Raw genomic sequence first — 25,478 nt, forward strand, 5'->3', positions numbered from 1 at the left:
TAACTAGTACGGGAATGCAGTCTGAATCACACCATCCCGAATATTTATTTTGATTGTCGATGTTGGAGCGCCTGAGACGTTTGTTCCAATCACCTTACCTGCGTTGTACTCAATAACGTGCCCGCCTGGGCCATTAGGAGTTACCTTCCCATATCTCAGTGCGTTATCAACATAGCTAGAGACATCTTTAACAGATGTTCCTTGCGAGAACTTACTAACATTCGCAAATCCTGAGTCAGGTCCATGGCGATAGAATACATGCTCAATACCTGTCATCAAACCGCCTTTGTTATAAGTGCTCGCGCTCCACGATGCATCTATTTGTCTTGGTGCTGGTAATGCCTTGATTGTGTCATCTACAACAGCCCCAGTTCCTTTTACACCTTGTAATACAGCAACCTGTTCAGCAGCGCCAATTCCTGCTGAAATCCCCCCCAAAATCCCGCCAGCAACGCCTGATTCCGTCCAAAATGCTGCCTTCCAAGGATCGTATGCTACACGTTCGTCATTATGGTTAAGATTTTGAAAATGCTCAACTATGTTGCGTTCGTCGTTAGTCAATGAGGATAGCTCAAATAAGCTATCCAACGATTTCGATCCTGCCTCAACCTCATCTAACTGATTTTTACAAGCCGACTCACCGCCGCCTTTACAGCCGTAGAGCTGCACTCCAGTTTTAGTGTCGTTAAGCCCTTGGTATTTACTCTGCACATCGGCGCGACAGGTGGAAGGATCACTTGCCCCACGGCAACCCACCAGCTCATTAGCTAACTTTTCTACTTCTTCATGTTTTAGATAGTTATTAGCAGTGGCCTGCTGAGCCACCCAGCCAGCGACCTGCTGATCTTTGTCACTCCCCCCTGCAACAGCTGCGACAGTCATTCCCAACAACTGGGAAGTCATTGCTAATACTTGATCGTGAGCGATACCGGGAAAGACCAAATCTCCGTACTGCTGGATTAGCGCCTTGTTGGCTCCCGCCGCCAAAGCAGAAGTTGCGAAATCGCCCCCAGCGGCCTCTCCAATCAGACCGCCAACAATCGCGTGAACCGCGACCTTAGTTGACAATCCAGTGCCGACTAGTCGATCACCAACCTTGTCATAAATCGCTCCTGTGAGAGCGTCAGATGCCAAGCCAATTGCCGCTTGACCAAGGTTATCGACAAAATTCCCACCGTTCGACGCAGTTTTAAGCGCTGCGCTCACAGCGAGTCTTGAGCCCATATTGAGATCAAAACCGCTCATGCCACCACTAACACCTGCAACCACATAGCCTTTCAAGGCATCGGCTGATGTCACATCCTTCAGCACAAGCCCCAGATTGCCTTTGTTATTGATTGTGCTAATCGCCGCGCCACTGGCCGCAGAGGTGATTACTGAAGTTAGGGCGACGTTGGCCCACCCCGCGGCAGTTGCCGCAGTCGCGGCCGTAGCCGCCGTTGTTGCCGTCGCAGCAGTTGCCGCAGTAGCAGCAGTTCCGGCTGCCATCGCAGAACCAGATCCAGCCGTTGCACCTGCGAGCGAACCGACCCCGGCGCTGGCAGCCCCCGCCGTCAATACCGTGACAATGATGATGATCGCCAGCATCGCCCCCTGCCCAAGGCTGGAGTTGCTGTACTTATAAGAGTCGTGCGTTTCCTTGATCAGCTTCCAATCAACATCCCCGCGTTTCTCGGCGTCCTTCAACCACGCCATCTGCGGATCGGCCTTCACCATCGCGTCAATTGCCTGGCTGACGGTCTGCTGATTGACCTGCTTGACGTCAATGTGCAAACCGTCAACAGCCTTGATGATGATGTCGCCCTTGGCAACCATCTGGGTCTGCCTGACGGTTTCATCGGTATTGCCCTTGCCACTCATGCTGTTCCAGGCCAGGCTGCTTTTGCTTTTCGCGTGGCTTTCCTGCTTGAGGTCTTTCACGCCCTCGAAGGTCACCGCACCACCACTGACAATCGCGATATCCTCACCACTGTCGAGCTTGGCCGCCTGATACACCTGATCACTACCACTCTTGAGCGTCAGATCCCCCCCGCTCGTGATCTCACTCCCGATGTTGGTGACCTGCGTGACCTCATCCCGCTGAGTCTTCTTGCTCCCGAAGCTCCCCTTCTTTTTCATGTCATACAGCGAATAATCGCTGTCTTCCGCCGCCAGCAACCCCAGCTTTCCACCCGCCACCAAATACGCTTCATCCCCCGCACTGACGCGGCTGGCAATCATCGCCAGGTCCTTGCCAGCACTCAGCGAAACATCCCCGCCAGCCTTGACCGACGTGCCCACCTGGCTCACATGGTCTTCCTGCGCCTTCACCTTCTTCAGGTTCAACGCCGAATGCTGCTCGTCCGCCGCCGAAGCCATCGTCAGGTCGCCCACCGCCGACATCGCCACATCCCGCTTGGCATCCATCTGGCTGGCAATTGCTGTCAGATCGCGGCCAGCAATCGCTGACAGGTCGCGACCCGCCGTCACCGACGAACCGTTCTGGGTGACGGAGCGGCTGTTGTTGCGGGCGCTGAGGTTCGCGTTGCTGTTGGCCTGCTCCACTGAGCCGAAGCTCAGGTCGCGGCCGGCCTGGATGGTGGTGTCGCGCCCGCTTTGCAGCACGCTGCCCTGGTTGGAGAAGTCGCGGCCGGCCCTGATGCTCATGTCGTTGGCCGCTTCGATACGTGCGGCGCTGTCGAGAAAGTCGCTGTGTTCGCTGATGACACCATCGCTGCTGTCGTGGCCGGTGACGGTGCGCTCGTTGATCACGTCGCCATTTACGGCGGTCATGGTGACGTCGCGTCCGGAAATGATGCCGCCGGCCTTGTTGACGATGTTGTTGCCCGCCAGCAGGTCCAGTCGGTTACCCGCTTCGATCAAGCCACTGTTGACCAGGTCGTTGCCGGCCTTGGCCGACAGGTTGTTGCCGGCACGCAAGGTGCCGACGTTGTTCAGGTTCTGGCCGGCGATCAGGCTGACGTCATTGCCCGCAATCAGCGCGCCGTTGGGCCCCAGGCGGTTGTTGGCGTTGGCCAGGTACAGCACCGGCACCAGCACCTCTTCGCCGTTGACCACGCTTTTTTCCAGCCAGACGATGTCGTGGGTCAGCGCCGCGACTTGCTCGGAGCTCAGGCTGACACCTACCGCCAGGTTCAGCGTTTGCTTGCTGGCGATGGCATTGTCCATCAAGTATTTGAACAGCTTTTCGTCGGTGGTTTGCCCATCGAGGAAACGCTGGCCGGTACGTGCGACGACGGCTTGCTGAACCAGGCGTTGTTCGTAGAAACCATCGCCCAGGCGCTTGGCACTCTCGTCCGGGTTGTAGCCCAGCCCGGACAGCAGGTAGTCCGAGCTCATGAATTGCTTCATGCCGGTGAGCACCGGGTTGGTTTCGACCAAGTATTTGTGCGGCTGCGACACCGCGCTCTTGTCTGGAAGACCCTGCACCCGGTTGACGGTCTGGCTGGCAACCGGAGTCGGTTCAGCCGCAGATGGCACAACTGCGACCACGGCAGGTCGGCTGCTGACGCTTGCGCCAGGCTGATCGACTGGCGGCGTGACCAACGGGGTCTCTCGTGGCAGAGGCGCCACCGGAACCACCACGGATGGCTGCGGCGCAACGACACTAACCGGTGTAACAGGGGCCTGTGGGATCAGGCCCGGCAGGTCAAGGTCGGGGCGCGTGCTACTCGGCGCAACGGCTACAACGCTGGTCGCGCGATCAGCAGTTGAGAGGCTTGGGACGTTCTGGTCAGGGCGGGTGCCGCCAGACGACGTTCCATCGGGTGTGGTCAGCACGATACGGGCGTCGCGCTCAGCGGGCGTCAGGCCTGACAGGTCGACATTCGGACGAGAGACATCAACCGTCGGCCGCGAGCCTTCAACAGGGTTTTGGGTGTTGATGCCATCGACCTGGGTGATATCGCCGCCGCTGGTACGGCCAGGTTGCAGCGTGACCGCATCGGCATTGCCTATGCCGGCGATGTTGACGGCGCTGGCCCTGGCGTTGATTCCGCTGGCCTCGCGGGCCGTAACCGATACCTGTCGGCTGTTGGCGGAGAGCTGGGTGACCTCTTCTAACTGAATCGTCCGCCCCTGGGTTTCGGGAAGGGTCTGTTGGCGTTGCGCCAAACCGACGCTGGCGGCGCCAAGGGTCCAGCTCTGAGGCCCGGCATTAGCTTGAGCCGCTTGCCCGCTGCTGGCGCCCTGCCCGCTCAGGCGGAACAAACCATTCTGGCCGGTGGGCAGGCTGAAGCCCGGAAGCGCGAGGGGGTTCACTTGCTGTTGGGCCAGGTTGGGAGGCAACTGCGAATTGATGGAGATCGCCGTCGAATAGCCACTCCCTGCGCCTGTATCGGTTTTCGTGCGGCCGGCTGCTACATAGGCGTAGTAAGGACGCACCACGCTGTTGTTGATGTTCTGGGCAGCGTTCAGTGCGACGTTGCCCCCCGCCTGGATGACCGCATCGTAGGATTGGCCATCGCTATTGAGCGTGGTGGTTTTTTCGGAAAGCTTGCCGCCCCCCATAAGGCTGAGGAAATAGCTGAGGTCTGCCTCGACGGTCGCCGAGGGCGCAGGGCTATTTTTTGCATTGAAGTTAGCGGCCGCCGGCAGCGCCTGGAAGATTTGCGTGACAAAGTTCCAATACGTGCGGGTGGTCTTGATCTCCTGGGCTTGCACACCCTGGTTATTGATAGTGGTCGCATTGGCGGTGAGGTTGCCCGTGGCAGCAATGGTGCTGCTCAGGTTGTTGAGCGTCTGGGCGTCGATCTGCATGTCAGCGCCGCTGCTGAGCGCCGAGGCCACGCTGCTGCGGGTAACGTTCAAGCGATCGATTTCATCGATTTGCCACAGACCATTTCGACGGCCTTTGCTGCGGAAGTCACATCCCGCACCTGGGATCAGGTTGCAGTCGAGTTCGGTGATCTTGACCGAACTTTTTTCATGCCCCGAATACTCCAACACGTCCCTGACGTTATTGACGGTCATGGCACTGACGGTCAGGTTTTTCGCACTCTCGACGGTGCCCGAACGGTTATCCAGCAAATCGGCTTTGGTCTGGCTGGCATCTTTGGCGATCAGGACATTACCCAGCCCGTAAACATCGGCATAGGTGTTGGTAAAGCGGGTGGCCAACAACTGCATGTCGCCGCCGCTGGTGATCAACCCATTGCTGTTGAGCAGGGTGTTGCTGCTGAGGGTCAGATTGGCGCCTGTCGCCAGTGTGCCGGTGTTGCTGACACCTGCTGCCGTGACGGTCATGGTGTTGGCCGAGGTCAGACGCCCGGCGTTAGTCAACTGGCCGCCCACGTTGATCGTGCTGTCCTGTCCACCGGCAATACTCGCCGCCGTGCTCAGGTTCACTTGCCCGGCACTCAGGCCCAGGTTACCCACGCTGCTGTAACGCCCATTGCCGCCATAGCTGCCGGCCAGCGTCAATTGGGCCGTGCCATCGCTGGCGATCAAGCCATCGTTGTTCCAGTTACCACCACTGCCTACGAAGCTGTCAGACGCCAACAACTGGCCGCCTGCGGCTTGATTCAAGGTATTGACGTTCACCGTCAAACGCCCAGCCTGGATCACGCTGGTGTTGGTCCAGGTATCAGCGGCAAGGGTCAAGCCACCTTGGGTGACGACAGTGCCCCCGGCATTGGTCAGGTTCGCGGTGGCAATATCAAACGTGCCGCTGCCGCTGTGCAGCAGGCTGCCGCCCTGGTTCTGGAAGCTTGCGGCATTGAGGGTGAGGTCGCTGGTGCGCGTTTCCAGGCGGCCATTGCGGTTGTCGAATACGCCGCCGACCTGGAAGTCGGTCTTGCCGCCGCTGCCCATGGCGCGCAATTGGCCGCCCTGGTTGTCGAGGCTGCCGGCTTGCACGTTCAGCAGGGTGTCGCTCTCGATAATCCCCGAGTGGTTGCTAAGTTGGCCGCTGAGCCCCAATTCAACCCGGTTCGCCGCCATTTGCCCAAAGCTGTTGTCCAGCCCCGCACCGCCGACCCGCAGCAGGTCCTTGGCATACAGGCCGCCGTAGGCGTTGGCGAAATAATTGGCGTTGACCACGGCGTCGCCATTTTGCGCGGCGATACGCCCGTGTTGGTTATCCACGCTGCCGGCGATCAGGTTCAAGCGCTGGCCCTGAATCACGCCGGCCTTGCCGACCTGGCTATAGCCGTTCAGCAGCCTGTCAGCCACGTTGGCATCCAACAGGCCCTTGAGGCTGGCGAGTGTGCCGCCCTGGTTGTTCAGGGTATTGGCTTTGGCACTGACATCACCGCTTTGCGCCAGAAGCTTGCCATCCTGGTTATCCAGTTCACCGCTGACATCCAGGCTCAAGCCACTTTGGCCCTGTACCACGCCCGCACGGTTACTCAGGCTGACAGCCTTGACTTGCAGGTCTGCACCCTGGCTGTAGATCAAACCGTCGGCGTCGTTTTGCAGGACGCCGGTGCTGGTGATTGCCACGCGGTCCTTGCCGGCGATGGTGCCGTGCTGGCGGTTGTCGAGGCCGCCGGTGAGCAGCGTCAGCAGGCCCTGGCTGGCAATCTGGCCGCCCTGGTTGTTGACCTGGACAGCGCGCTGCAACAGCAACGGGCCGGCGCTGGCCAGCTTGCCGTTGGTGTTGTCGAGGATGCTCAGCAGGTTGAGGGTCAAGCGGCCATTGCTGGCGAGCGTGCCGCCCTGGTTGTGCAGGTCGGTGCCGGTCAGGGTGAGCGCCTGCTGTGCGTTGACGGTGCCGGCCTGGTTGTCGAGGGTGGCGGCTTGCAGGTCAAGGTCGGCGCCGCTGTCGATCAGGCCGCCATTGGCGTTGTTCAGCCCGGCGCTGATCACCAGGCTTTGCCCGGCGCCGCTGGACAGGATGCCGCCGCTGTTGTCGAGGCTGGCCGCCCGTACGCTCAGTTGCCCTTGGCTGACCAGGGCACCGGCACCGCCATTGAGCAGTTCGCCGGAAAGGCCCACGTCGACTGCCCCGCTGCGGCTGGACAAGGTGCCGTTGTTGCGGTTGTCGAGGCGCCCGCCGTAGACGTTCAGGCCCTGCCAACCGGAAACCAGGCCGTTCTGGTTGAGCAGGTGGGTCGCGTTGACGGTCAGCACCTGGCTGCTGATCAGCTTGCCGCCGCTGTTATCCAGGGTGCCAGTGCTCAGGGCCAGGTTTTGCTGACTGGACAGTTCGCCGTTCTGGTTGTTGAAGGTGCGCAGTCGGTTGAGGGTCAACGGGCCTTTGGCGAGGATCAAGCCGTTGCGGTTATCCAGGTCGTTGTTGTTCAGGTCCAGGGTGACGCGTTGTTCACCCATGACACGGCCACCCGCCAGGCTTAGGGCGCTCAGGTTCAGGTCCATCGCGCCTTTGGCGGAGACCTCGCCGCCGCTGCCGGTGTCCAGGCTGGCGGCGCTCAGGTTGAGGGTGCCCTGGCTGTTGATCAGGCCGGCGGCACGGTTGTCCAGCGCCATGGCGCTGAGGGTGACGCCTGCCGTACCGAGCAGGCTGCCGTTCTGGTTGTTCAGGTTGGCGCTGGTCAGGGTCAGCGCCTGCTTGGCACTGATCAAACCCTGGTCCTGGTTATTGAGCAGACCTTCGCTGGTCAGCTGCAGGTCGCTGCGGCTGGTCAGGGTGCCGCCGCGGTTGTCCACCGAGCCTGCCTGTGCGTTGAGGCTGGCCGCACCGATCAGGCCCTTGACGTTGGCCAGTGCCTGGGCGAGGCGCAGCGTCAGGCCCTGGTTGCTCAGCAGTTTACCGTTGCTGTTATCCAGGCTTTGCGCGGCCAGGGTGAAGGCTTGGGCGCTGGAGATTTCACCGTTCTGGTTGTTGACGGCATTGAGGTTGTTGAGCAGCAGCGGGCCGAGGGTATTGATCAGGCCGCCCTGGTTGTTCAACTGGCCGTTGTTCAGGTCGAGGCTCAGGCGGGTGTTGCTGAAGAGTTTGCCGCCCTGCTGGTCCAGGCCCATGACGCTGGCCGTAAGCGCCTTGGCGCTGCCGATGCTGCCACCGTTGTTGAGTTGGCCCGCGCTCAGGTTGAGCGTGTCGCCGCTGTTGAGGCGCCCGCCCTGGTTATTCAGCACGCCGGTGGTGACCGCAACCGGCCCTTTACCGCTCAGGCTGCCTTGCTGGTTGCCCAGGCCGGCGCTGCGCAGCACCAGGGCGCCGTCGGTGACCAGTTCACCGTTCTGGTTGTTCAGTTGGCCGGTGACTTCGACACTCAAGCCCTGTGCGCTGGAGAGGCTGCCCTGGGTGTTGTTGAGGCTGCGCGCCTTGACGTCGAGGGTCCCCTCACTGCTCAGCAAGCCCTGGCTGTTGTCCAGGTCGCCGGCCAGTTCCACCTGCAGCGGTTGTTGGCTGAGGAGCTTGCCGCCACTGTTATCCAAGCCGGTGCCCGCCAGCATCAGGCGCTGGCCGCTGAGTTGACCGCCGTGGCGGTTGAGCAGTTGATCGACGCTGAGGTTCAGGCCACTGCCGGCGAAGACCTGGCCGTTGTCGCTGTTATCCAGTCGCAGGCCGGTGACGCTGACGTCGGCGTTGCTGGTCAATTCACCGGCACGGTTGTCGATGCCGGCCACGTCGAGTGTCAGCGCTTTTGTGGCGCCGACCAGGCCGCCACGGTTATCGAGGCTGGCGCCGCTGAGGTGCAAGGTGTCGGTGCCGATCAACTGGCCTTGCTGGTTGTCGAGGCGGTTCGCGTTGACCGTCAGTTCAGCCTTGCCGGCGATTTCGCCGCCACGGTTGTCCAGGTTGGCGCTGGCCAGTAACACCTTGCCGTCGCCCATCAGGGTGCCGCGCTGGTTATCGATCAGCTCGCCGGCACTGAGGTCCAGGACGCCCCGGCTGCTGACCAGCCCTTCAGTGTTGTCCAGGCTGAGACTGCGGCTGTAGAGGCCGGCGCTGCTGATACGGCCTTTGAGGTTGGCCAGGGCCTGGTCGATGCGCAGGGTCAACGCCTGGTTGCTGATCAGCTTGCCGTTGCTGTTGTCGAGGTTGCGCGCTGCCAGGGTGAAGGCGTTCTGGCTGGAGATCTCACCGTTCTGGTTGTTGAGGTTGCCGAGGTTTTTCAGCACCAGGGTCGGTGCATTGATCAAACCGGCGTTGTTCAAGTCACCGTGGTTCAAATCCAGGTTCAGTTGGGTATTACTGAACAACTCGCCACCCTGCTGGGTGAGGCCGGTGAGGCTGGCGTTCAGGCTGCCGGCGCTGGCTATGCGGCCGGCGTTGCTGACCTGGGCCGCCTTGAGGTCGAGGCTGTCGGCGCTGATCAGGCGCCCGCCCACGGTGTTGTTGAACAGGCCGGTGTCCAGGGTCGCGGCGCCCTGGCTCTTGATCAGGCCCTGCTGGCTGTTGTCGAGGCTCGCGCTGGTCAGGGCGAGGGTTTGGGCGGTCTCGAGGATACCGCCCTGGTTGAGCAGCTCATTGGCGCTGCTGATGTCCAGCGTACCGGCGCTGGAAACACTGCCGCCGGTGTTATCGATGCGTTGGCCGAGCAGTTGCAACGTCCCTTCACTGCTGATCTTGCCGTGGCTGTTATCCAGCCCCGCTGCCAGTTGAATCGCCAGCGAGCGCTGGCCGGCAACGGTGCCTTGGGCGTTATCCAGGCGCGTGCCGGTCAAGCGTGCATCCTGGGCGAACACCAGTCCCTTGGCCTGGTTGATCACCTGGGCCACGGCCAATTGCAGCGCCGTCCCGGCCAGCAGCTTGCCGCCGCTGTTGTCCAGGCGCTGGCCGCTGAGCTCGGCGTCTATCTGGCTGGAGATTTCGCCGGCCCGGTTATCGACGCTGTCGACCTTGAGTTTCAGCGCTTTTGTGGCCCCGACCAAAGCACCGTCACGGTTCTCGAGGCGGGTGCCGGTGAGGGACAGATTGCCTTGGGCAACCAGCTCGCCACCTTGTTGCGTCAAGGTGCCGATGGTAGCGTCCAGGTCGGCCTGGCTGGCGATGCGCCCCTTGTCGTTATTGGCGTTTTCCAGCGCCAGACGTACGGGGCCTGCGGCGCTGAGCAAGCCACCCTGGTTGCTCAGCGACTGGCCCGTGATGCCCAGGGCCTGCTTGCTGTTGAGCACGCCCTCGCGGTTGTCCAACTGGCCGAGGTACAGGTTCAGGTCCTGGTTGGCGCGGATCGCGCCGGCGCGGTTATCCAGGCTGTTGCCGCGCAGGGTCAGCAGGTTTTGCCCGGAAACACGCCCGCCACGGTTGTCCAGGCTCGCCGCCTGAATGTCCATGAGCCCTTTGGCCATCACACTGCCCTTGGCCTGGTTGTCCAGCAAACCGTCCACTTTCACGCGCAGGCTGCCATCGCTGACCAGGCTGCCGGCCTGGCTGTTGTCCAGGCTCGCCGACGTGACTTGCAGGCGCTGGGCGGCACCAAGGGTGCCCGCCTGGTTTGCCAGTGCGCCCTGGATCGCCAGGTCGAGGCTGACATCGCCCATCACCTGACCGTTGTGGTTGTTCAAGGTCATGGCGTTGACCACGCTGGCGCCGGCACTCGAGACTTCGCCGTCGACGTTGAGCAGGTCACCGGCCAACGCCAGGCTCAGGTCTTTCGAGCTGCTGAAAACGCCCTCGCTGTTGTCCAGGCTCGCCGCTTGAGCCGTGAGCCCGGCCGCAGAAACCTGGCCGTTGCGGTTGATCAACGCCTGATCGATCTTGAGGTCCAGCGCCTGGTCGCTCAGCACTTTGCCGTCGGTGTTATCCAGGCTTTGCGCGGCCAGGGTGAACGCCTGTTTGCTGGAGATCTCGCCGCTTTGGTTGGCGACCGTCGCCAGGTTCTTGAGCAACAGCTGGCCTGGCGCACTGATCAAGCCTGCGGCGTTGTTCAGGTGGCCTTTGTTCAGGTCCAGGGTCAGCGCACCCGTGCTGTAAAGCTGGCCACCGCCGCGCTGGTCAAGCCCGGTGATGCTGGCGGTGAGGGTGTTGGCGCTGGCGATGCGACCCTGTCCACGGTTGTCCACCTGCCCTGCCGCCAGGTTGAGGCGCTCGGCGCTGGTCAGCCGTCCGCCCTGCTGGTTGTTGAAAGCGCCGGTGGTGACCTGCACGGCACCGTCACCGATGATTTTCCCGCCCAGGTTGTCGAGGCTGGCGCTGGTCAAGGTCAAGGCGACCGCGCTGAGCAACTCGCCTTTCTGGTTGCTGATCGCGCCCGAGGTGGTCAGTACCAGCGGTGCGGCGCTGCTGATACGCCCGCTGTCATTGGCCAGGCTGGCCGCATGCAGGTTCAGGTCGCCATCGCTGCGCAACGCACCTTGTTGGTTATTCAGGTGATCGCTCAAGGTGATGCCGAGGCTGCGCTTGGCGTACAGGCTGCCCTGGGCGCTGTTGTCCCATTGCGCGGCGTTCAGGTTGAGCGACTGCTGCCCGGAGATGATGCCCTTTAGCTGGTTGTTCAAGCGCTGCAGGGTCAACTGCATGTCGCCGTTGGCCAACAGGCGCCCGCCGGCGCTGTTGTCGAACTGCTGGCCGGTGAGCGTCAGGTCGGTGACGCTGGAGACTTCCCCGGCGCGGTTATCCAGCGTGTCCACCGCCAGGGTCATGGCCTGGCCTGAGTTGAGCAGGCCGCCGTCACGGTTATCCAGCGTGGTGCCGTTGACCTGCAATTGCCCCACCGCCGCGACGCTGCCGCCACGGTTGTCGAATTGGCCGACGCTCAGGTTCAGGTGGTTCTTGCCGGTAATACGGCCTTTGGCCTGGTTATCCAGGCTGGCAGCCGTCAATTGCAGCTGGGTAGTGGCGGCCAACAGCCCCGCCTGGTTGAGCAACTGACCGCTGATCAACGCATTCAGGACACCGTCGCTGGTGAGTTTGCCCTGGCTGTTGTCAAGGCTACCGGCGCTCAGGTTCAAGACCTGGCCCGTGACAAGGCGGCCGTTGCGGTTGGCTACCGCGCCCGAGTGCTCAAGGGTGAGCCGGTTGTCGCCCTGGATCAGCCCCTGGCTGTTGTCCAGCGACGCCCCCGTGAGGGTGGTACTTGCGCCGAGGATTTCGCCCTGGCGGTTGTCGAGTGCCGTGTCGACCTGCGCCGTCAGGTTGTCGCGGACCTTGAGCGAGCCCTCGGCATTCACCAGGCGATCAGCGCGCAAGTCCAGGCCAGTGGCGGAAACCAGGCCCTTGGTATTGTCCAGGGCCTTGGCAATGCGCACGATCAACCCTTGTTCGCTGAGCAACTTGCCGGCGCGGTTATCCAGGCTCTCGGCGCTGAACCTCAGCGCCTGGGTACTGGAGATTTCGCCGCCCTGGTTATCCACGCTGGCCAGGTTGTTCAGCAGCAGCGCACCCGGGGCATGAATCAAGCCGCCCTGGTTGTTCAGGTGGCCGTGGTTGAGGTCCAGGCTCACACCCGCCTGGCTGTAGAGGCGGCCATCGTTGTGTTGGTCGAGCCCCGTGACGGAGGCCGTGAGTTGCTGCTGGCTGGTGATGCGCCCGCCGGCACTGTTGTCTACCGGCCCGGCCGTGAGCACCAGGGTGCCATCGCTGTTGAGCGTGCCTTGAGCGTTGCCCAACGCGCCCTTGGCCGACACGGCCAGTTGTTGCTTGGAATAGAGTTTGCCGCTGCTGTTATCCAGGCTGGCCGCCGTGATGTCCAGCGCCTGGGCGCCAAACACCAGGCCCTGACGGTTATCCAGGGCACCAAGGCTGGTGAGGTTCAGCGTGGCATCGCCCTGGAGCAAGCCCTCGCGGTTATCCAGGGAGCCGGTATTGACCGAGGCGGTGCGCGCCAGCAGTTTACCGTTGCGGTTGTCCAGCGCAGCGTCGACCTGCACCGCCAGGCCGTCAGTCGCACTGAGTGTGCCGCCGAGGTTGTCCAGGCTGCCGGCGCGTAGGTCCAGCGCCTGGGCGGACAGCAGGCCCAGGGTGTTGTCCAGGGCGCGCGCAATTCGCAGGGTCAGCGCCTGTTCACTGAGGACCTTGGCGTTGCGGTTGTCCAGCGTATCGGCGGCCAGGGTAAACGCCCGGCTACTGGAGATTTCCCCGCCCTGGTTGGCGACGCTGTTGAGGTTGCTCAACCGCAATTGACCCGGTGCGGTGATGGCGCCGCCCTGATTGTTCAGATGACCACGATTGAGATCCAGGCTGACGTCGCCCTGGCCGAACAGGCGACCATCGTTGTGCTGGTCCAACCCCGTCACGCTGGCGCTGAGCGACTGCCCACCGCTGACGCGCCCACCGTCGCTGTTATCCACCTGGCCTGCCTTCAGGCTCAATTGGGCATCACCACGCAAGCGTCCCTGCTGGCTGTTGTTCAGGGCACCGTCCAACGCCAGGTCGAGATTCTGGTTGGCATACACGCTGCCCTGGCGGTTATCCAGGCTGGCCGCGTTGATTTTCAAGACGCCGACCGCTGCGAGGTTGCCGTTGCGGTTATCGAGCGTGGTGCCGGCGAGGGTCAGGTCGGCTTTGCTGCTGATGCGTCCCTGGCGTTGATTATCCAGACTGCCCAGGTTCAGGCGTAGGTTACCGGTGGAAGCCAGCAAGCCAGCCTGGTTGAGCAACTGCCCGGCGATCACGGCGGTCAGGGCGCCGTCGCTGGTCAGCGTGCCTTCGCTGTTATCCAGGCTGGCGGCATTGAGGGTGAAGGTCTCGCCGGCCGCCAGGGTGCCGTGCTGGTTGATCAGGGCAGCGCTGCTGAGGGCTACACTGCGATCGCCTTGGGCGCGCCCTGCGCTGTTGTCGAGTGAACCGGCGGTCAACGCCAGGTCATTGGCCAGTAACTCACCGCTGCGGTTATCCAACAGCCCATCGACGCCGAGGTTCAACGCGGTACGCGCAGACAATTTGCCGCCCTGGTTGCTCAAGCTCCCAGCCCTTGCGTCGAGGCTTGTGGCCGACACCAGGCCTTTGGCGTTCGCCAGCGCACGGGCGATACGCACGGTCAGGGCCTGCTCGCTCAAGACCTTGCCCAGGGTGTTATCCAGGCTGTCCGCTTGCAGGCTGAAGCCGGTGGCGCTGGAAATTTCCCCGCCCTGGTTGTCGACGTTGTTGAGGTTATTCAACAGCAGCGACCCCGGTGCGTTGATCAATCCACCCTGGTTGTTCAGATAGCCGCGATTGAGGTCCAGGCTCAAGTCGCCCTGGCTGTAGAGACGACCGTCGTTGTGCTGGTCCAGGCCGGTCACATTCGCGCTGAGGCGCTGGCCGTTGATGCGCCCGCCGCTGCTGTTATCCAGCAACCCGGTGCGCAATTGCAGGGCGCCGCCGGCGCTGAGTTGGCCGCCCTGGTTGTTCAGGTCGGCGCTGTTCAGTTGCAGGTCGGTGCCTGCGCTGAACAACCCGCTCTGGTTAAGCAGGTGACCGGCAATGGCGGCGGTCAACGCGGCATTGCTGGTGAGCTTGCCAAGGGTGTTGTCGAGGCTGGCCGCAGTGAGTTGCAGGGTCTGGCTGCTTGCCAGGGTGCCATTGCGATTGCTCAGGTCGCCGCTGTTGATCTTCAGCAGAGTGTCGCCCTGTATCCGACCTTGGGCGTTGTCCAGCACGCCCGCCGTGAGCCGCACATCGCGGCCCAGGATTTCGCCATTGCGGTTGAGCAGTGTGGCGTCGACGTCGTGGGTCAGGCCGTTCTGCGCCACCAGATGACCGTCGCTGTTGTCGAGATTGCCGGCGTGTACCTGCAACGATGCGGCGCTCACCCGGCCTGCAGCGTTATTCAAGGCCTGGGCAACGGCCAGCATCAGCGACTGCTCGCTCAAGACCTTGCCGCCGCCGTTGTTCAAGCTGCCCACATTGACCTGGCTCGCACCGACAGCACTGACGTTGCCGCCACGGTTATCCAGCATCCCCGTGACCCGAGCGTTCAGCGCAGCGCGACTGTTCAGGCTGCCGTTCTGGTCATTGACCAGGCCGGCGGCATCGATTTGCAGGCCGGCGGCCGCAATCAGCCCCGCACCGTTATTCAAGACCTGGGCAATCTGCAGGGTCAGCCCCTGGTCGCTGAGCAGCTTGCCGGCCGCGTTATCGACCGTGCGTGCGGCGACGGTAAACGCCCGCGCACTGGAAATCTCACCTTGGCGGTTATCCACGCTGTTGAGGTTGCCAAGGGTCAACTGCCCAGCGGCGTTGATCAGCCCGTTGCGGTTGTCCAGGTGACCCTGGTTGAGGTTCAGGCTCAAGTCGGTGTTGCTGTATAAACGCCCGCCGTCGTGTTGATCGAGGCTGCCGAGATTCGCGTTCAAGCCTTGAGCGCTGGCGATCCGACCAGCGCCGCTGTTATTCACCGCACCCGCCGTCAGGTCCAGGGCCTGGCCGCTGGTGAGCGCCCCACCCTGCTGGTTATCCAGCGCACCGACCTTGACCGTCGCGTTGCCGCTGGACTCGATACGGCCCTGCTGTTGGTTGGCCAGGCTGCCACTGAGTTCAACAGCGAGCGTGCCTTGGCTGGTCAGCGATCCTTGTTGGCTGTTGTCCAGGGAAGCGGCATTCAACTGCACGGCCTGGTGCGCAGCGATCCGCCCGGTCTGGTTGTTGATGGCGGAACTGGCATTCAGGTTCAAGGTTTGCCCGGCCGACACCAGGCCTGCCACGTTATCCAGCATCGCCACCTGCAAGCTGGCCTGGCCAAGGCTCGACAGTTCGCCGTTGCGGTTGATCAACTGGCCGACCGTTGCCGTCAGTGCTGCGCTGCTGGTCAACAGGCCGCCCTGGCTGTTGAGCAACTGCCCCGCGTTCACGCCGAGGCTGCCGGCGCTCAAGATTCGGCCCTGGTTCTGGTTGTCCAGGCTCGTGGCGCTCAGCTGCGCATTGCGCTGAGCGCTCAAGGTGCCGCCTTGGTTGGTGAGTTCGCCGGTGTCGAGGCTGAGGTCGCGACTGGCAATGATGGTCTTGCCGGTATTGTCGATGGCTTGGGCTGTCAGGCGCACATCACCCTGGGCATTGCGGCTGTTGTCGGGGTTGACGCCGGCTTCGATAATCCCGCTGTTGGTCAATCGCCCGCCCGCGTCCAGCGTGAGGCTGTCCTTGGCGGCCAGGGTTTGTTGGTTGGTCAGTGCGCCTTGGGTTTTCACCGACAAATCGGTGCCGGCATACACTGCGCCCTTGGCTTGCACACTGGCCGCATTGACCGCCAGCGCCGTACCGGCGGAGGTCTGCCCCATGATCACATTGCCTGCGGCGTCAATCCGAATATCACCACCGGCCACCATGTCGCCCGACAACCGCACGCCAACACCGGCCTCGGTGCCGATCAGCTTGACCGCGCCGACATACATCCCACCCAGCGCCGACGAGTCGATGGCCAGGTCCGGTGCCTGGCTGCCATCCGCTGCGCGCGCGGTGGCATTCAAGGTGCGTGCGTCCACATCGTTGCGACCGGCGACGATGGTGAGTTTTTTCGCCTGGATCTGCGCATTGATCGTGGTGGCGCGGGTGATGATTTCGAACTGGTCGACATTGCTCGCATTCAGGCCGGCGCCTTCGATGGCAACAGTGCCTTGGTCAACCTGATAGCGGTTGATCTGGCCGTTTTCGATCACGGCCTTGCCGGTGGTCAGCGTGGCTTGCGGGGTGTTGATGAAACCGCAGCCATTGCAGCTGATGCCGTAGGGGTTGGCGACAATCACATGGGCCGACTGCCCCGCCACTTCGGTATAGCCGCGCAACTGGCTAGGGCTGCCGCCGTTGACCTCATTGAGGATGACGTTGGCGGCGCTGCCGTGGAAATTCGGGTTGCCGACGATGATGCCGCCCAACTGGGTGGACTGGGTGCGGTCGGTTGCGTTGTTGAGGATCACCCCGTTGGCACCGACGTTGTAGTCATGAAACTGGTTGTGCGACAGGCCGTTGGCGTTGGGGGCGGCAATGTTGACAATCGGCACGCCATTGCCCGCTTGCGCGAGCGTGGTGCCGGGCGCACTGACCACGATGCCGTCTGCCTGAGCCAGCAGCGGTTGCCAGAACATGGCGTTGGCCAGGATCAACGCCAACCCACGTTTAGGCAGCCCCAGGAAGTGGGTACGGCTTTTTACGGCAGCAGAAGGCTGGCGCGCGAGGAAGGCGAACTGGCGAACGTCCATGTCATGTCTCGTTGCCCGAAGGCGGTAAAAAATTTAAAGAAAGAAATCCAGTCGGAAATAGATCGGCGCTTCACGCTCAGTGATGGCGGCCGGTCGTTCCAGAGAGTGGGCAAAGGTCACGCTGGCGGCGACGTTCTTGCCACGGGCAAACAGCTCTACCGAGTTACTGCTCATGCGCCCATGCTGCTCGGCGTTGTAGCGGTCGCGGCTGATCACGCCCTGGTCGTAACCCAGGCTGGTGCCGTACTCACTGAGCACCGGCTGCAGCCAGGCCCAGGTCACCGGTCGGCTCCAGCGCAGGTCGTTGCGCCAGTAACCGCCACTGTCGCCGGCGAGCATCTGGTCTTTGTAGCCGCGGATCGACGACTGCCCGCCCAGGCTCATGCGCTGTGGGCTGAACAGCACGTCTTCGCTGTGCTGGCCGGTCATCAGGCTGCTGAAGCTCAATGACTCGCCCCACAACTTGAAGGGGTACAGGTAGCTCAGCGTGGCGGTGTATTTGCGGTAACGCGCATCGGCTTGGCCGGGTTTTGGATGATGATTGGCCTGGGCATCGAATGCACCAATACCGTCTTGCATGCCCAGGTCGATGTTGAGAAACGACTCACCGATACGTCGCCCGTGGTTGATGCCGAACTGGGCTTCGCTGAGACGGTTGCTGCTCACGGCGAGCTTGCTGTCTTCAATGAAATTGTTCGTGCGCAGGTAGGCCACGCCGGTGCTCAGGGAGGTTTTACTAAGGGCGTCGCGGTGGATCACGCGTTCCAGGCGTAACTGGTGGTTCTGGCTGTCGCCGGTCTGCTTGAACTTGAAGTTGTTCGCCTCGGCCCGGGAGCGGTATTCGCTCTCGGTGTAGCTGTAGGTGAGGTTCCACCAGCCGAATGGCAAGCTGTAGTTGAGCATCGAATTGCGCGAGGTTTTCTGGTGGTCGCTGACCGCGTCGTGACCACCACGCAACGACAGTTGGTCCGCCAGGCCCAATGGATTGTCCCAATCCAGGCTCGCGCCCCACTGCTGCTCGCCGGTACTGCGCTGGCCGCCGTTATGCCGCGACAGGCCCACACGCCAAGGCTTCTGCGGGGTGTTTTTGACCAACACATCGCTACCGCCCACCGCCTTGCCCGGCGCCAGTTCCATCTGCGCCTGGTTCGAGGGCAGACGGTTGAGCTGGTCGACCATCTGCTCGATTTCGCGCAGGTTGAGCAGCTCACCGCTCTTGCCCGGGAAACTCATCGCCAACTGGCGGTCGGTGATGCCGCTGCCCTCGGCGCCCTTCAAGCTTTCCAGCTTGCCCTCGACCACCTGGATCTTGAGGTGGCCGCTGGAGAGATCCTGCTGTGGCAAGTAGGCGCGGCTGGTGACCAGGCCTTTGGCCAGGTAGCGGTCAGTGATGACCTTGAGCACTTCATTGAGCTGGGGCACGCCAAGGCATTGGTCGATGTAAGGCTTGATCAGGCGGTTGCGTTCGCCTTCGGACAACGCTTCAGCGCCGGAGAGCTCAATGGCTTTGATCGGGAAGCAACGAGTGTCGGCAGGCCCTGTGGGCGTCGTAGGCGTCGCGGATTTACCCGGCAATTCCTTGAGATCCTCAAGCCGCCGCTGCTGCTCTTCGAGCAGGCGGTCCTGGCGATCACGAATCAGGTCGGTGATACCTGGAGCAGCCTGCTGTGTGGCGGCTTGCGCCCACCCGCCCGCGCCCAGGCAAAAAAAAGCGGACAGCAGGCTGAGCCTGGTCCGGCGTGCAAAACGCCACATCGATTAGATCCCTCTACATGGCTCAGTGCCATCATTCGGCGGCGATAATAGGGTGGCGATATAGTGGCGTCAATTAAATGTGCATCCCCGCTTCACGGCCACAGATCCCCTGCCCGTCCTTGAGTCCGTTTAAAGAACAGATCATTGGATCCACTGAAACCCAATTGACCGATAATCGCCCAATATATAACCGCATTAGCGTTGACCTATCCAGCCAGCCGCCCATTTAATGGATCCATTAAATAAAAATAACGCGTTGCCTGGAGAGTCGTCATGTACCCCAAGAACACTTGGTACGTCGCCTGCACCCCTGATGAAATTGCGCAAAAGCCTTTGGGCCGACAGATCTGCGCTGAAAAAATGGTGTTTTATCGTGGCCTGGATGGCGCCGTAATGGCGGTCGAGGATTTCTGCCCGCATCGCGGTGCCCCGCTTTCGCTGGGGTATGTCGAGAACGGCAACCTGGTCTGCGGCTATCACGGCCTGGTGATGGGCTGTGATGGCAAGACGGTGGAGATGCCGGGGCAGCGCGTACGCGGGTTTCCCTGCAACAAGACGTTTGCGGCCGTCGAGCGCTACGGTTTCATCTGGGTCTGGCCGGGCGATCAGGCCCTGGCCGATCCCGCGCTGATCCCACATCTGGAATGGGCCGTGAGTGATGAGTGGGCCTATGGCGGCGGGTTGTTCGAGATCCAGTGTGACTACCGCCTGATGATCGACAACCTGATGGACTTGACCCACGAAACCTACGTGCATGCCTCCAGTATCGGCCAGAAGGAAATCGACGAAGCAGCGCCCGTGACCAGCGTGGAAGGCGACGAAGTCATCACCGCCCGGCACATGGAAAACATCCTGGCCCCGCCGTTCTGGCGCATGGCCCTGCGCGGTAACAACCTCGCCGATGATGTGCCCGTGGACCGCTGGCAGATCTGCCGCTTCACCCCGCCCAGCCATGTATTGATCGAAGTCGGCGTGGCCCATGCCGGCAAAGGCGGCTACCACGCGGCCGCCGAGCACAAGGCGGCGAGCATTGTGGTGGATTTCATCACCCCGCAGACCGACACCTCGATCTGGTACTTCTGGGGCATGGCGCGCAACTTCAAGCCCGACGATGAGGCACTGACCGCGAGCATCCGCGAAGGCCAGGGCAAGATTTTCAGCGAAGACCTGGAAATGCTCGAGCGCCAGCAACAGAACCTGCTTGCCCACCCGACGCGCAATTTGCTCAAGCTGAATATCGATGCCGGCGGCGTGCAGTCACGCAAAATTCTCGAACGCCTGATTGCCCGGGAACGCGCGGTCGAACCTCACCTGATCAGCACAACCACCGCCTGAATAACCCCAACGCAGGAAGGACTGAACATGATTGATGTGGTGGTGGTATCGCGTAACAACGAAGCCCAGGACATTTGCAGCTTTGAACTAGCCAGTGTCGATGGCAACCCATTGCCGGCGTTCAGTGCCGGCGCGCACATTGATGTGCACTTGCCGGACGGGCTGATCCGTCAATACTCGCTGTGCAATCACCCTGAAGAACGTCATCGCTACCTGATCGGCGTGCTCAAGGACCCTGCCTCACGAGGCGGTTCGCGCAGCCTGCACGAACAGCTGCAGCCAGGCGCCCGCCTGAGCATCAGCGCACCGCGCAACCTGTTCCCACTGGTGCACCACGCCCGACGCAGTGTGTTGTTTGCCGGGGGGATTGGTATCACCCCGATCCTGTGCATGGCCGAACACCTCGCCCAGGCGGGTGCCGACTTCGAATTGCATTACTGCGCCCGTGCCAGCGAACGCGCAGCGTTTGTGCAGCGCCTCAAGGCGTCGCCGTTTGCCGAGCGGGTGTTCCTGCATTTTGACGAACAGCCCGACACGGCCCTAGATATCGCCCAGGTGCTGGCGGCCCCCGCAGACGACGTCCACCTGTACGTGTGCGGCCCGGGCGGGTTCATGCAGCATGTGCTCGACAGTGCCCGCGCCCTGGGCTGGCAGGACAGTTGCCTGCATCGCGAATACTTCTCGGCGGCGCCGGTGGACAGCCGCCTCGACGGGCGGTTTTCGGTGCAAATCGGCAGCAGCGGCGAGGTCTTCGAAATACCGGCCGACCAGAGTGTGGTGCAAGTGCTGGAGAGCCATGGCATCACGATTGCCGTGTCCTGTGAACAGGGGGTCTGTGGCACCTGCTTGACCCGCGTGTTGGACGGCGTACCGGAGCACCGCGATCTGTTCCTCACCGAGCAGGAACAGGCGCTCAACGACCAGTTCACGCCCTGCTGCTCGCGCTCGAAAACCCCAATGCTGGTGCTCGATCTCTGAGGCGTGTCACGAGGCGGGCAAAATCACCTTCATGCGCGCGTCGGCGGTGGCTGAGCTGAAGGTGTCGGCATAGCGCAACGTCGCATTGGCGTGTTCGCGCATCAGCGCTTCGGCCCGTGCGCCCTGGCGATTGACCAGGGCGTCGAACACCGAGTGGTGTTGCATGTGCGCATAGTTGAAGCGGCGGTACTCGCGGACCATGTCCTCGCGATCCACCGCCAGTGCCGTCACCGAGGCGAATGGAAGGTGGTCATTGCGTGCCAGGGCATCGGCAATCGCCGGGTTATGGCTGCTTTCAACGATGACCAGGTGAAAGCGCATGTTCAGGTCGTGATAGACCTCAAGGTCGTCCTCGGTGACATACCCCTTGTCGAACAGTTGATCGCCTTCGACCAGGCAGCGCTCAAGCGCCCTGCGCGCGTCATCGGACAAGCCGCGCTCGGCGGCTTGACGCGCCGCCAGGCCCTCAAGCACACCGCGCACTTCGACCGCGCCGGCAATATCGCTGGGGCTGACCGACCGCACCTGATAGCCACGCCCGCCGAACGGCACCAGCAAGCCTTCCTGTTCAAGGGTACGGAATGCCATGCGCACGGGCATACGCGAAACGCCGAAGCGCTGCGCCGTGGGAATTTCCATCAGGCGCTCACCCGCCGCCAACTCTCCGCTGGCAATCATCTTGCGCAGTGCAATCAGCACCAATTGGCCGGGCTTGCTCATCCAGGCAACTTCCAGAAAACGTGGGTCGCCCCATAGTATCGCAAGTCGTCGGATCGCAAGTCGTCGTGCTGCAAGTCAGTGCAATCAGACGAACGCCAGCGCCGCGCGTGCCCCCTCGATTGCGCCCAGATGCTGGGCCAGCCGCGACGGCAGGTAATCGAAAAAGAACCCGGCGCTTTGCAGCTTGGCGTTACGCAACGGATCGCTTTCGGGTAATGCCCTGGAGACCCGCGCAGCCCGTGCCCAGGCGAAGGCCAACAGCGCTACGCCACACAACTGGAGGAAGTCCGGCGCGGCCCGATACGGGTATTCTCGGTCTTCGCCAGACCGCTCGCGTATGGCGCTCACCGCATCGGCCAAGGCATCGCAGAGACGGTCCAAGGCGGCGGCAAACCCTGCGCACTCAGCATGCTGCCGGCCCTGCCCGGCTTCAGCGCGCAGCTCGGCCAGCAACAAGCCAAACGCCTGGCCCTCATCCCCCAGCACTTTGCGCAGCAACAGGTCATTGGCCTGGATCTCATTGCTGCCCTCATAAATCATCGCGATGCGACTGTCACGCAGGGTTTGCTCGATACCGAACTCGGTGACATAACCGTAGCCGCCGAAGACCTGCAACGCGTTGCTGGCCTGGCGAAACCCCTGTTCGGTGAAAAACGCCTTGATGATCGGGGTCAGCAACGACGCCAACGCGGCCGCCGCCGGGTCCGGCCCCTGCTCAGCCTGATCGAGCAAGTGCGCGGCCCAGTAACCGATGGCGCGCAGGCCTTCGCTGGTGGTGCGCAACTCGAGCAACACGCGGCGCATGGCCGGGTGATAACGAATGGGGTCAGCGGCTTGCGCCAGCACTGTCGCGGGCCGTGACGGTGCGCGCATTTGCACGCGGTCAGCGGCGTACTGCCGGGCGTGCTGCCAAGCCGCATCGACGTGCCCCAAGCCTTGCAGGCCGACATGCAGGCGTGCTGAATTCATCATCACGAACATCGCTGCCAGGCCACGATGGGGCTCGCCGATCAACCAGCCCTGGGCGGCGTCGAACACCAGGGAGCAGGTGGCGCTGCCCTGGATACCCATCTTGTGCTCGATGCCCTCACAGCGCACGCCATTGGCCTGGCCATCGTCCAGGCACTTGGGCACCAGGAACAACGAAATACCGCGACTGCCGGGCGGCGCGTCGGGCAGACGTGCCAGCACCAGGTGCAGGATATTGGCGGTGAAGTCGTGCTCACCGCCGGAAATAAACAGCTTGCTGCCGCTCAGGCGATAGCTGCCATCCCCCTGGCGTTCGGCGCGACAGCGCAGCAAACCGACATCGCTGCCGGCCTGCGGCTCGGTCAGGCACATGGTCGGCAAGCTATGGCCGCTGATGATCTCGGGCAGATAACGCGCCTGCAACCACGGCGCCGCATGGGTCTTGAGGCACAGGTAGGCGCCGTGGGCAATGCCGGTGTGCATGGCCCAGGCGTGGTTGCTGGCATAGAGCATCTCTTGCACGGCGGCGTCGAGCACCTGCGGCAAGCCCTGCCCGCCCAGCGCCTCAGCACAGGCCAGCGCCGGCCAGCCGCCGTCGACATAGGCTTGATACGCCTGGGCAAAGCCGTCCGGGGTGCTCACCTGGCCCGTCTGCCAGCGGCAGCCCTGACGATCACCCGGGGCGTTCAAAGGTGCCAGCACGCCCTGGCTGAAGCGCGCGGCTTCCTCCAGCACTTGCAGCGCCAGCGGCAGGTCCAACGCCTCGAACGCCGGGTTGCGGCGCCACGCATCAGGCGCCTGCAGCCAATGTTCGAGGACAAATTGCATATCGCGCAGGGGCGCCTCATAGCTGGGCATCGGCCCACCTCATCGTGTGTGTTCCGCACGCAGCAGCGTGGGGTCTTCACCGCGATACAGCGCCTCGACTTTCGCCGCACGCCACTGCAATACCGCACGCTGGTTGATCGAGCCCTTGTCGGTGATTTCCCCGCGATCGATGGACGCCGGCTCGTCGAGCAGCGCAATCCATTCCAGGCGACTGGCATTGCCGGTGGCCTCGCGATTGAGGCGCTGCAACCAGTCGCCGAACCACTGGCGCACCGGCGCCGAGGCCAATACTTCGGTGTCGCTGGCCTCGGCGCTCAGGCCCGCCAGCCGACGACACTCGTAGAGCCTGGCGAACACCAGCGCACCCAGGCATTCACGGTCCGGCGCGGCAATCACCACATCCTGCACATAGGGCGAGCCTTCAAGCACGGCGCGATTGCGCAGCGGGCCGACGCTGACAAATACCCCGGAAGACAGCTTGAAGTCTTCGGCAATCCGCCCGTCGAACATCAGCCCCCATTGCGGTTGCCGGGGGTCGGCAAGCTTGAGCGCATCCCCGGAACAGTAATAACCCTGCTCATCGAACACCTCGGCGGTTTGCTCAGGCGCCCGCCAGTAGCCGGGCATAATGTGCGGTCCGCGAAAGCGCCCTTCGAACTTGCCGTCCAGCGGCACCAGCCGCACCTCGCAACCCGGCGCGGGCAAGCCGATGTAACCGGCCATCGACAACGGCCCGGTGGTGAAGGTGCAGGATGGCGCGGCTTCGGTCATGCCCAGCCCCGCCATCATGCGGATGCGCTCGCCGCAGTGCCGCTCGGCCACCCGGTCAAGCCGATCCCAGACACTTTGCGACAGGCCGGCGGCGGCGAAGAAGAACAGCTTCATGCGGGCAAAAAAGCACTCGCGCAACTCGGCGTCCTGTTCCAGCGCATTGACCAGTTCTTCCCAGCCCTTGGGCACCGTCAGGTACGCCGTGGGTGAGATCTCCTTGAGGTTGCGCAGGGTCTGGGCGAAGCCTTGGGCCGTGGGTTTGCCGTCGTCCAGGTAAAAGGTGCCGCCGTTGTAAAGCACGATGCCCACGTTGTGGCTGCCGCCAAAAGTGTGGTTCCACGGCAGCCAGTCCACCAGCACCGGCGGCTCCTCGCCAAACACCGGAAACGTCTGCAACAGCATTTGCTGGTTGGCGCACAGCATGCGCTGGGTGGTGATCACCGCCTTGGGCAACTTGGTCGAGCCCGAGGTGAAGAGGAATTTGGCGATGGTGTCGGGGCCGGTGGCGTTGAACGCCGCCTCGGCCTCGGCACCGCCGGGTGTTTGCAGCAGGCGCGCAAAGCTGACGTGGGTACGCCCCGGTACCTCGCCGCGCACACTGATCAGCGGTGTGTCGGCCGGCACTACCGCATCGATCGCACGCTGATACGCCGGCGCATCGCTGACAAACAGCAGCCCCGGTTGCAGCAGGTCGCATACATGCCGCAGCTTGGCGAAATCCTGGGACAACAATGAGTACGCCGGCGAAATCGGACAGTAGGGAATGCCGGCGTACATCGCGCCGAGGGCCATCTGCAAATGTTCGATATCGTTGCCTGACAGCAGCGCCAGGGGCTTGTGCGCCGACAGCCCGAAACCCAGCAGGCTCTGGGCGATGGCTCGCACGCTGTCGAGCATCTGCGCGTAGCTGACTCGGCGCCATTCACCGTCGGCCTGGCGCGCGGCGATAAACGTCTGCTCAGGCCGTACCTCGGCCCAATGCACCAGACGATCCAGCAAGCGCATCGGCAGCTCGGCCAATGGCTCCAGGGAGCGCATATGCAGCACGCCCTGTTCTTCAGTGACCTCGACCGGCGCATGGCCGATGGACACCGCGCGGTACTGCGGCGGGTGCGGCTCGGACTGAGGTTGCGGTCTGAATTCGGAACTCACAAGGATGCCCT

7 protein-coding genes are annotated in these 25,478 nt (G+C 62.6%); 2 read left to right on the plus strand and 5 right to left on the minus strand.

Features of this window, described 5'->3' with window-relative positions:
* Window positions 1-3: 3 nt before the first annotated feature.
* Both MJP36_RS17105 and MJP36_RS17110 read right to left on the minus strand, forming a co-directional pair.
* Window positions 4-16,959, minus strand: coding sequence for a two-partner secretion domain-containing protein (locus MJP36_RS17105; protein WP_244383552.1), 16,956 nt, complete (start codon window positions 16,957-16,959; stop codon window positions 4-6).
* A gap of 33 nt (window positions 16,960-16,992) precedes the next feature.
* Window positions 16,993-18,714, minus strand: a complete 1,722-nt coding sequence (locus tag MJP36_RS17110) for a ShlB/FhaC/HecB family hemolysin secretion/activation protein (protein WP_244383553.1) — start codon at window positions 18,712-18,714, stop codon at window positions 16,993-16,995.
* Between the two features lie 273 nt (window positions 18,715-18,987).
* Here MJP36_RS17110 and MJP36_RS17115 point away from each other — a divergent pair, with 273 nt between their 5' ends.
* Window positions 18,988-20,049: an aromatic ring-hydroxylating oxygenase subunit alpha gene (locus tag MJP36_RS17115; protein WP_244383554.1), complete on the plus strand. Its 1,062-nt coding sequence runs from the start codon at window positions 18,988-18,990 to the stop codon at window positions 20,047-20,049.
* A 27-nt stretch (window positions 20,050-20,076) separates the two neighbouring features.
* Window positions 20,077-21,027, plus strand: coding sequence for a PDR/VanB family oxidoreductase (locus MJP36_RS17120; protein ID WP_244383555.1), 951 nt, complete (start codon window positions 20,077-20,079; stop codon window positions 21,025-21,027).
* Window positions 21,028-21,033: 6 nt separating this feature from the next.
* On the opposite strand, the gene MJP36_RS17125 is transcribed toward MJP36_RS17120, so the two are convergent.
* The 3 genes from MJP36_RS17125 to MJP36_RS17135 all read right to left on the minus strand — a co-directional run bounded on the left by MJP36_RS17125 (window position 21,034) and on the right by MJP36_RS17135 (window position 25,467).
* On the minus strand, window positions 21,034-21,747 hold the full coding sequence (locus MJP36_RS17125; RefSeq protein WP_060752849.1) for a GntR family transcriptional regulator: 714 nt from the start codon (window positions 21,745-21,747) through the stop codon (window positions 21,034-21,036).
* 84 nt (window positions 21,748-21,831) lie between these two features.
* The gene (locus MJP36_RS17130; protein ID WP_244383556.1) at window positions 21,832-23,574 is read right to left on the minus strand and encodes an acyl-CoA dehydrogenase; all 1,743 of its coding nucleotides are present in this window, start codon (window positions 23,572-23,574) and stop codon (window positions 21,832-21,834) included.
* A gap of 9 nt (window positions 23,575-23,583) precedes the next feature.
* Window positions 23,584-25,467, minus strand: a complete 1,884-nt coding sequence (locus MJP36_RS17135; RefSeq protein ID WP_244383557.1) for a feruloyl-CoA synthase — start codon at window positions 25,465-25,467, stop codon at window positions 23,584-23,586.
* Between the last annotated feature and the right edge of the window lie 11 nt (window positions 25,468-25,478).

The sequence above is a fragment of the Pseudomonas palleroniana genome, assembly GCF_022836895.1.
Taxonomy (GTDB): domain Bacteria; phylum Pseudomonadota; class Gammaproteobacteria; order Pseudomonadales; family Pseudomonadaceae; genus Aquipseudomonas; species Aquipseudomonas palleroniana.

Coding starts and splice junctions, on each gene's coding strand:
- MJP36_RS17105 (WP_244383552.1), bottom strand. CDS start 16,959: ATGGACGTTCGCCAGTTCGCCTTCCTCGCGCGCCAGCCTTCTGCTGCC.
- MJP36_RS17110 (WP_244383553.1), bottom strand. CDS start 18,714: ATGTGGCGTTTTGCACGCCGGACCAGGCTCAGCCTGCTGTCCGCTTTT.
- MJP36_RS17115 (WP_244383554.1), top strand. CDS start 18,988: ATGTACCCCAAGAACACTTGGTACGTCGCCTGCACCCCTGATGAAATT.
- MJP36_RS17120 (WP_244383555.1), top strand. CDS start 20,077: ATGATTGATGTGGTGGTGGTATCGCGTAACAACGAAGCCCAGGACATT.
- MJP36_RS17125 (WP_060752849.1), bottom strand. CDS start 21,747: ATGAGCAAGCCCGGCCAATTGGTGCTGATTGCACTGCGCAAGATGATT.
- MJP36_RS17130 (WP_244383556.1), bottom strand. CDS start 23,574: ATGCCCAGCTATGAGGCGCCCCTGCGCGATATGCAATTTGTCCTCGAA.